Source organism: Subtercola boreus, assembly GCF_003399625.1.
Classification (GTDB): domain Bacteria; phylum Actinomycetota; class Actinomycetes; order Actinomycetales; family Microbacteriaceae; genus Subtercola; species Subtercola boreus_C.
On sequence record NZ_NBXA01000017.1, the window covers coordinates 38,623 to 44,891 of the forward strand.

At 65.2% G+C, this 6,269-nt stretch carries 6 protein-coding genes and 3 pseudogenes; 5 read left to right on the forward strand and 4 right to left on the reverse strand.

Annotation, left to right across the window (positions count from 1 at the left end; translation table 11 throughout):
* Positions 1 to 106: 106 nt before the first annotated feature.
* Positions 107 to 814 carry a signal peptidase I gene (gene lepB / locus B7R21_RS07865; RefSeq protein WP_116282699.1) on the reverse strand — a complete coding sequence of 236 codons (708 nt, stop codon included), beginning with the start codon at positions 812 to 814 and terminating at the stop codon, positions 107 to 109.
* A 229-nt stretch (positions 815 to 1,043) separates the two neighbouring features.
* Between lepB and B7R21_RS07870 the strand changes: the two genes are divergently transcribed.
* Positions 1,044 to 2,357: a DUF2254 domain-containing protein gene (locus B7R21_RS07870; protein ID WP_116282700.1), complete on the forward strand. Its 1,314-nt coding sequence runs from the start codon at positions 1,044 to 1,046 to the stop codon at positions 2,355 to 2,357.
* Here B7R21_RS07870 and B7R21_RS07875 read toward each other — a convergent pair.
* On the reverse strand, positions 2,313 to 2,972 hold the full coding sequence (locus B7R21_RS07875) for a TetR/AcrR family transcriptional regulator (RefSeq protein ID WP_116282701.1): 660 nt from the start codon (positions 2,970 to 2,972) through the stop codon (positions 2,313 to 2,315). The genes B7R21_RS07870 and B7R21_RS07875 overlap by 45 nt on opposite strands.
* A gap of 94 nt (positions 2,973 to 3,066) precedes the next feature.
* Here B7R21_RS07875 and B7R21_RS07880 point away from each other — a divergent pair, with 94 nt between their 5' ends.
* The 3 genes from B7R21_RS07880 to B7R21_RS07890 all read left to right on the forward strand — a co-directional run bounded on the left by B7R21_RS07880 (position 3,067) and on the right by B7R21_RS07890 (position 5,306).
* The gene (locus B7R21_RS07880) at positions 3,067 to 3,456 is read left to right on the forward strand and encodes a DUF1304 domain-containing protein (protein ID WP_116282702.1); all 390 of its coding nucleotides are present in this window, start codon (positions 3,067 to 3,069) and stop codon (positions 3,454 to 3,456) included.
* 101 nt (positions 3,457 to 3,557) lie between these two features.
* Positions 3,558 to 4,535, forward strand: coding sequence for a zinc-binding dehydrogenase (locus tag B7R21_RS07885; RefSeq protein ID WP_116282703.1), 978 nt, complete (start codon positions 3,558 to 3,560; stop codon positions 4,533 to 4,535).
* A 126-nt stretch (positions 4,536 to 4,661) separates the two neighbouring features.
* The gene (locus B7R21_RS07890) at positions 4,662 to 5,306 is read left to right on the forward strand and encodes a Pr6Pr family membrane protein (RefSeq protein WP_253259699.1); all 645 of its coding nucleotides are present in this window, start codon (positions 4,662 to 4,664) and stop codon (positions 5,304 to 5,306) included.
* A 7-nt stretch (positions 5,307 to 5,313) separates the two neighbouring features.
* Here B7R21_RS07890 and B7R21_RS20640 read toward each other — a convergent pair.
* Positions 5,314 to 5,499, reverse strand: a pseudogene (locus tag B7R21_RS20640) (IS21 family transposase); the annotation flags it as partial.
* 94 nt (positions 5,500 to 5,593) lie between these two features.
* Positions 5,594 to 5,799, reverse strand: a pseudogene (locus B7R21_RS20645) (transposase); the annotation flags it as partial.
* Positions 5,800 to 5,983: 184 nt separating this feature from the next.
* Between B7R21_RS20645 and B7R21_RS07895 the strand changes: the two are divergent.
* Positions 5,984 to 6,269 (forward strand): annotated as a pseudogene (locus B7R21_RS07895) (hypothetical protein); the annotation flags it as partial.

The following is a 6,269-nucleotide window of genomic DNA, read 5'->3' on the forward strand; positions in this document are numbered from 1 at the left end:
GTCGACAACACGCTCAACCGTCGCCCGGCCATCGCCAGGAGTCGCCCACCCTCGCGGATTGCGAGAGACCGAGGCTCAGACGAGTGACCCGGCCTGGATGCGGACCCTACTTCGGGTCCGGTACGGCCTTGAAGGTTTCGGGGTAGTTGCTCAGCAGCGTCCACTGATCGATGGGGAAGGTGACGATGATCGCCCGGCCGTCGACGTTGCCGAGGGGAACGAAGCCTCTGCTGGGCGTGTCCTGGTTCAGGCGCGAGTCTTTGGAGTTGTTGCGGTTGTCTCCTTCAACCCAGATGGTGCCGGGCGGTACGGTCACGTCGAAGGGGATGGCCGGTGTCTGGTCGACGGGGTCATGGGTGTACGGCTCGTTGAGCGGGACATCGTTGACGGACGTCTGTCCCAGGGGGTTGCAGCAGGTGACGTGGTCGCCTGGAAGACCGATGACTCGTTTGACGAGGTGGTTGTTCGAGTCTGACGCCGCGAGTCCGGTGAGGTCGAGGAGCCAGGCCACGGCGGCGACGACGGGGGGCTGTGCCGGAGAGGGCCTCGCCGGCAACCAGCCGCCCGGATCGGTGAACACGATGACGTCACCGCGCTGGATCGGGATGAGCGAAGGTTCGAGCTCGTTGACGAGAATCCGGTCCTTGATGAGGAGAGTGTTCTCCATGGATCCGGAGGGGATGTAGAACGACCGGACGAGGAACGTCTTGATCAGCACTGAGGCGAGAAGAGCGATGAGGAAGATGACGAGAAGGTCGCGGAAGAAGTACCAGCCGCCACGCCTCCGCCGACGAACCGGCAGGCGCCGCGACATCGCAGGCGCGGACGTGCCCTCGTCAGATACCGTCAACGGTTCCCCCATCCCCCCGCTGGATTCTAGCGGCACAGGTTTCCGCGTACGGTAGATGAACCGTTTGCGGCGTGAACCGCGCCCCCCCGACGAAAGGCACCGAGACCATGACACAACCCGGCGGGTTGCACGGTGACGCCTCTCAGATCCAGGGTGGCGTGAAGCCTCCTAGCGCTGAACCGGGGGCTTCGACATGAGATCGAGATACTCGTTCATCCTCACGGCGAGGGAGTCATTCTGGTTCCTCCCCGCGGTGTTCGGCGTCGTCGCAATCGCGCTGGGTGAGAGCCTGGTGTTGCTGGACCGGTCGTTGATCGGGAATGGCGTGACGGGGCTGTTCTTCCTCAACGCCCTGAGTGCCAGCGGTGGTCGCTCGATCCTCTCGATCATCGGCACCTCGATGCTGACGGTGGCAGGCACGACGTTCTCCATCACCATTTCGGTGCTCGCCACCACGTCGTCGACGTACGGGCCGCGGCTGGTGCGGAACTTCATGGCGGATCGGGCCAACCAGTTCGTGCTCGCCGTGTTCACGTCGACGTTCCTGTACGCCCTTGTCGTGCTCCGATCGGTGCATACGCAGATCGACGACAACGACTCATTCGTGCCGTTGATCGCCATCCACGTTGCGGTGCTGTTGGCGATCCTCGACGTTGCCGTCTTGGTGTTCTTCATCCACCACATCGCCGACTCGGTGCAGATCACCACGCTCCAGCGCCGCGTGCAGAAAGACCTCACGGCAACCATCGACCTGGTCTACCCGGCAGATGCTCCTTCGGCGGGCGCGACCGTGCGCTCGAGTGCCGACCACAGCCCGATCTCGACCGTGGAATCTGCGTCGGGCGGATACGTGCAGCGAGTCGACTTCGACCGGTTGACACATCTGGCCTCTGAACACCGGGTCATCGTCGAGGTCGTCGCGATGCCGGGCACTCATGTGATCGCCGGTGAGCCGCTGCTGCGGGTCATCGCCGCTCCGCTGGTGCCCGATCCTGTCAAGGCCGTCGATGATTCGTTCCGGGCGGCGTTCAGTCTCGGATCGGCGCGGACGCCCTACCAGGACATCCGATTCGCCCTGCAGCAGCTTGTGGAGATCGCCGTCCGAGGTCTGGCCTCTGGCAGCAACGACCCGTACACCGCGGTCAGTGCGCTGGATCTCTCCGGCGAGAGTCTCGTTCCCCTCTTCACGCGCCCCGCCCCCGATTCTGAGATCGCCGACACAGATGGCGGGATCCGGGTGATCCGGCGTTGGCCTCAGGCCGAGGAACTCATCTCGGATGTGTTCGCCGGAGTCAGAACCTACGGTCTCGAGCATCCGATCGTCGTGGAGGCGGCCCTGCGTCTGGCCACCCGGTTGCGGGCCGTCGCGGTGACACCCGACCGCCGCCGACGCATCACCGATGAGGTGGAGAAACTCTCCGGCGCCTATCAGTCGGCGAAACCCGACACGGCAGTGCTGGACTCACTGCGGAGATTCGTCTCCGGTGACGATCAGCGGATCTTCTGATGCTGGGGGGTGCGCCTGCAGCGGGTCCGTCGATGGTGCTCGGCGAATCTGGCCCAGCGCTGCATCGATGAGGTCGCCGGCGGCCGCGGAATCGACCCGCACGATGGCCATGGCGGCGAAGACGAGACCGGCGCATGTGGTCGCAAGGGTCGTCTGCTCTGCGCCGTCGAGATCGGCGCGACGGGCGGCGACCCCGGCCGTGACGGCCGCGCGGAGGTCGTCGCAGTAGGCCGCGACGACAGTCTGCAGAGTCGACTCGCGGCCGAGAAGAGAGCCGGTCGTGTTGAGCAGGAGACACCCGTTGGCGGCGAGGGCAGTGCGTCCCTCGGTCATGGCGGCATGGAGCCCGAGGAGATAGGTCTCGAGAGCTGCGAATTCGACGGCTTCGACGCGAAGGGGAGCGAGGCGCGGACGGATGACCTCGTCGAGGTAACTCTCGACGGCTCGGTCGAACAGGCCGCGTTTGCTGCCGAACGAGTGGTAGATACTCGACCGGTTGAGGCCGGTGGCCCCCTCGAGGTCGGGCAGGGCCGTGTCCTGGTAGCCGCGATCCCAGAACACCTGCCGGGCTGCTCGGACGACTTCTGCCTCGGTGAACGTGCGGTTACGACCCATGCTCGACTCCTGCCGCGTTTTCTGAACTGACTGTTTCATTATGGCATCGTTCCGGACTATAGTGAAACAGTCAGTTCATAATACGGAGGTTGTCATGCTCATCGTGTCCATCGTGGGCGCGGCCCTCGCCGCAGCCCTGCACGTCTACATCTTCTGGATGGAGTCACTCGCGTGGCGCGGACCACGAGCCCGCGCGACCTTCGGACCGGCCACAGACGCCGAGGTCGAGGCCACGGCGCCGCTCGCTCTGAACCAGGGGTTCTACAACCTGTTCCTCTCGGTGACGACGGTGATCGGAATCGTGTTCGCCCTGGCCTCATCATCGGGGATCGGTGAGGCGCTGATCCTGGTCGGCACCGGCTCGATGCTCGCGGCCGCCCTTGTCCTGTTCTTCTCCAACCCCGGCAAGCGCCGGGCGGCGATCACCCAGGGCCTCTTCCCGCTGATAGCCGTCGTCGCGACGGTACTCGCGCTCGCGGTCTGAGCCGCCGACCCACCTGCTTCACCGTCCCACCTGCTTCACCGTCTCACCTGCTTCACCGTCCCATCCGTTCCACGAACACTCCACAGAAAGTCGAGATCGCCATGCGCGCTGTCATGCACCCCACCTTCGGAGAGCCCTCCGAGATTCTCACGGTCGAAGAGGTCCCGGTGCCGTCGCCCGGCCCCGGAGAGGTGCGCATCCGCACGCTCCTGTCTCCGATCCACAACCACGACCTCTGGACGATCCGCGGCACCTACGGCTTCAAGCCCGAGCTCCCGGCTCGCACCGGTACCGAGGCCGTCGGCATCGTCGATGCTCTCGGTGAAGGCGTCACCAGCGTCGAGATCGGCCAGCGCGTCGCGACGGGCGGCACCTTCGGCGTCTGGGCCGAGTACTTCATCGCCAAGGCCCAGGCGCTCCTGCCCGTCTCGGAGGACATCTCCGACGAGGTCGCCGCGCAGCTCGTCTCCATGCCCTTCAGTGCCATCAGCCTGCTCGAGTCTCTCGACCTCGCTGAGGGTGACTGGCTCGTGCAGAATGCGGCCAACGGCGCCGTCGGCCGCCTCGTCGCGCAGCTCGGAGCCGCCCGCGGCATCAACGTGGTCGGTCTCGTGCGCCGTGCAGAGGGCGTCGACGAACTGATGTCCCAGGGCATCGGCAACGTCGTCGCGACGGATTCGGCCGACTGGCGCGACCGCGTGAAGGCGATCGTGGGCGACGCCCGGATCCTCGCCGGTGTCGACTCGGTCGGAGGCCCGGCGAGCGGCGAGGTGCTGTCGCTGCTCAGCGAGAACGGCACCCTCGTGGTGTTCGGCGCGATGCAGTCGCCCGTGATGGAGATCCGTTCGGGCGACGTGATTTTCAAGCAGGCCACGGTCAAAGGTTTCTGGGGAAGCGTGGTCAGCACGAGCATGCCGGCCGCCAAGCGCGGTGAGCTCCTCTCGGAGCTGGTGCGGAGGATCCAGGACGCCACGATCACCCTCCCCGTCGAGGCCACCTACTCCTTCGACGAGGCCCGCCAGGCCGCGGCCGCGAACTTCACTCCGGGCCGCGTCGGCAAGATCCTGCTGCGCCCCTGAGTCAGAGCCCCATGGCGTCGGTGTCTGTAGGATCGGTTCACACCCGGAGGGGTGGTGTGTCGGTGTGAGAGGGGGATGACGGTGACGGCTGCTCTGACTGGTCGGGGATCGAGTGCCATGGCGCGGATGTCTGCTCGGGTTGTCTTCGGGGTGATCGCGCTGGTGGTTGCTGCAGCGCTGGCCATTCAGTTGACTCTGTTGTTCACCGGTGGGCAGGATGCCAATTCCGGGTCGACGCTGGGGGAGATCCCGGTCGGAACCCGACTGGTGAGGTTCTTCAGCTACTTCACGATCCAGAGCAACATTCTTGTTCTCATCACGTCGACGGCGCTGTTCGTCAGCGTCGGGCGTGATGGTGCGTTCTGGCGTGTGCTGCGTCTTGACGCATTACTGGGCATCATCATCACAGGCCTGGTGTACGACATCGTGCTCGCACCGCTCCAGCACCTCACGGGATGGGCGGAGACAGCGACGATCGGCCTGCACTACATCTCTCCGTGGGCGACGCTGTTGGCGTGGTTCATCTTCGGACCCCGCCCGCGGATCTCGTGGCGCATTTTCGGGTTCGCGTTCGTCTGGCCGATCCTGTGGCTCGTGTACACCTTCATCCACGGCGCCGTGTCGGGGTGGTACCCGTACCCCTTTCTGGATGTCACGACCATCGGTTTTCCGGAGGCGCTCCGGAATTCCGCCGGGGTGCTCGTCATTGCCGTCGTGATCGCCGCAGTCCTCACCATCCTGGATCGGCGCCTCCCCGCGGCTGTCCACTGAGAAGGGGCTTGAACGCGTCCAACCTCGGCGCGGACCGGGCCCGGATCTTCGGCGGCGGCGGTTCGGCCTGCGACGACGCCATCCGGACCGTCGGCCGGCCCACACCAAGCCTGCGTGTGAGCTTCCTGATCGAGAGCCCTTCCACTCGTGCGTCACGCCGGATACGCGCGAACACTTCCACCCGAGACCCCATTCTGAACCTCCGCCCAGAGCAACAAACAACAGATGCTCCAACCGTGAAGGTGGGTCCGAGTTAGACCGTCCCCAACGCCCCCGAACCAGCACAGTGTGACCTCACCGGCTCGTTCGTGTCTGTCGTACCCGAGGTGATCGGTCAGCTCGCTCTCAAGAGCCGACTCGAGTACCAGCTTCGTCAACTACCCCAGCAGGTCGCCCTCGCCGGTCAACGCGACACCCTGCTCGCGGGCCTTCCCAATCAGCTGCTCCACGAGCCGCCCTTCGACCACCCATCGTGCCTTTTCACCGTCGCCACGGCCTCGTCCTCGGCGCCGACGTGGGCTGTAGCGTGGGGGAGCGGGCGTGGCTCAAGTTGAGGTCGGAAGGTTCTGCAATGAGGATGTGGCTGTGGACCCGTCGTTTTGGGGGAGGGTGCCGAATGCTTGGTACTGAAGCAGTTCGTTTCGGATATTTCGTCGCAGTCAAAGGAATCTTCTATCATGCGTAAGTTGTCTACCGCCGTCTTGGCCATTGCCGCCTCAGGTGCTCTCGCTTTCTCGCTCGCCGCCTGCTCCACGTCGTCCACGACGTCTTCTTCGCCCTCTGCTTCGGCGTCGGCTTCGACCAACGGAACACCGATCGCGACGATCCCCTCCCTGTCGGGCAAGGACACGGCCGTCACGGTCGACGCTGGCTTCCTCGCAGCACTGAAGAGCCTCGGCCTCACCCCCGGCGTGCTCGGCACCGCGACCCTCTCCACTGCCGGCGTGCTCGACTTCCCGATCA